Here is a 231-nt window from a genome sequence, read left to right as displayed (position 1 = left end):
CAGCGCGCCGATCGCTTGCTGGCGTGACTGCGCGGCGACCGATGCGCGCGGCGGGTGGTGCAGCCAGTGACGCAGCAGGCGGCTGCCCATCGTCGTGCAGCAGGTGTCGAGCAGCGAATACAGCGTCGGCGATTCGGTGCCGCGCAGCGTTTCGGTCAGCTCGAGGTTGCGGCGCGTCGCCGGATCGAGGCCGATGTATTCGGTTTCGCTTTCGACCTTCAGGCTGCGCAC

At 68.4% G+C, this 231-nt stretch carries 1 protein-coding gene; it reads right to left on the bottom strand.

Translation table 11 applies throughout. The features are described 5' to 3' along the window. On the bottom strand, positions 1-231 hold a 231-nt coding region (locus SB816_RS35400), incomplete at both ends, for a hypothetical protein (protein ID WP_410548671.1).

It is taken from the genome of Achromobacter sp. SIMBA_011, assembly GCF_046535435.1.
GTDB lineage: Bacteria > Pseudomonadota > Gammaproteobacteria > Burkholderiales > Burkholderiaceae_B > Achromobacter > Achromobacter dolens.
The sequence above is the reverse complement of the archived record's forward strand: the minus strand, read 5'-3'. Positions and strand labels throughout refer to the sequence as shown.